This is a genomic window from Nocardiopsis lucentensis DSM 44048 (genome assembly GCF_000341125.1).
GTDB lineage: Bacteria > Actinomycetota > Actinomycetes > Streptosporangiales > Streptosporangiaceae > Nocardiopsis > Nocardiopsis lucentensis.
This window is the reverse complement of sequence record NZ_ANBC01000951.1, coordinates 1-1459: the sequence shown is the minus strand read 5'-3', so window position 1 is coordinate 1459 and position 1459 is coordinate 1. Positions and strand designations below refer to the sequence as shown.

2 protein-coding genes are annotated in these 1459 nt (G+C 64.8%); both read right to left on the bottom strand.

Annotation, left to right across the window (positions count from 1 at the left end; translation table 11 throughout):
- Positions 1 to 723: 723 nt before the first annotated feature.
- On the bottom strand, positions 724 to 975 hold the full coding sequence (locus tag D471_RS0132220; RefSeq protein WP_017602423.1) for a hypothetical protein: 252 nt from the start codon (positions 973 to 975) through the stop codon (positions 724 to 726).
- Positions 976 to 1305, bottom strand: a complete 330-nt coding sequence (locus tag D471_RS0132215; RefSeq protein WP_017602422.1) for a DUF6247 family protein — start codon at positions 1303 to 1305, stop codon at positions 976 to 978.
- Positions 1306 to 1459 lie beyond the last annotated feature (154 nt).

The following is a 1459-nucleotide window of genomic DNA, read 5'->3' as shown; positions in this document are numbered from 1 at the left end:
ACCGAGTGACGCGGCTCGGGCTACAGTCCGCGCTGCTTGCGGATCGCCGGGAGGCGTCCCCACCTCCGGTGGCCGGAACCGGTCAGGTCCGGGGTCCGTGTTCGTTCCGGCCACGTCAGCAGGAGATCCACCCCGGGATTCCACTACAAGGCTCCACGCGGTTTTCCACAACCACCCGCATCCTCATTGATCGGGCCGAAGGCGCGACGTAGCGTGGTTTTCCGACAGACCGACGGATCTGGTCATTCCCCTATTCCTCCGCCGACGGCGGCCCTGGAGAAGAGGTCCGGATTGAGCAACACCCGACCCAATAGACCGATGGTTTTCGTCTACAACAAAGAGTCGGGCAAGCTTTACGCCAGCTACGCCCCCAACTCACACGGCGACCGTCATCCGATGGGCACATTCGCCTCTCTCGGCTCCGCCGTCGACGCGCTGAACAAACGGGGCTACCTGATGGCGAAGAGGGACTTCACCGAAGGAAAGCTCAACCCAGGGGACCCCTGGGAACTCATGGCCGGTGCGCGCGTGGGCACTCCACCCCCGAACCCACCCGGACGGCACAAAAGTCATCGCCGTCAGTGGTGGAAGGAACCGCGGCCTCGGGCACCTTACGTTCACCCGTGACGGGGGGCGGCGTTCATGGCCGGTGTCGCTACCCAGGAACAGGGAGAACGCTGATAGTCGCGTCCCTATGAGTGTGCGGCCACCGACTACGGACCCTCACACCCAGACGAGTCGAAGGAGCAGCACGAGCTTCTGATCGTCGAGGACCAGGTAGACGACGGAACACTCCCCGCCCTCCCCCAAGTCGTGTCGACGGATGTTCCCGGAAGGACGGCGCGCGTCCATGGGCGGCCCGCTCCACGGTTGCAGTTCCAGGAGCGCGAACAAGGACGCGAGCTCTGGCAGTAGGTGTTCCGGCAGGGCGCGAATCTGTTCCTTCGCGATGTCTTCGATGTCGATCCGGTACAACTACAGACCCAGTTCCGCCTTGAGTTCCGACCAGGGCACGGACGAGACCGGCTCACCACGTTGCGCGCGGTCGGCCACCTCCAGCATGCGGCGGTGGGCTTCCGGGTCCTGTGACGACACCGCCATCCACCACCAGCGCTCCAGGCACTCGTTGACGGGAGTGAGGTCAAGACGTTCCTTGGCCTCGTCCATCACCCGACGGAACTCACGATCGAATTCACCCACGTCCTCGGGAAGCAGAGCGGCTCGGATCTCCTTCGGGCTTCTCCCGATCCGTCCCCGCTGCCCCTCGACCGAACCCTCGTGCGCGCACCGCGCGTCTGCCGACATCGGAACCTCCTCGTGAACTCCGCTCCAGAGTACGACGCCATCGTCCTCCACGGACGTTTTCCACAGGCTTTCCACATCACCGTCCAGGGCGGATGTCCCACGACGTGGTCGGAGGACCCCGACGAGCTGCTGCGGACGGCGACCGTCATCGCCG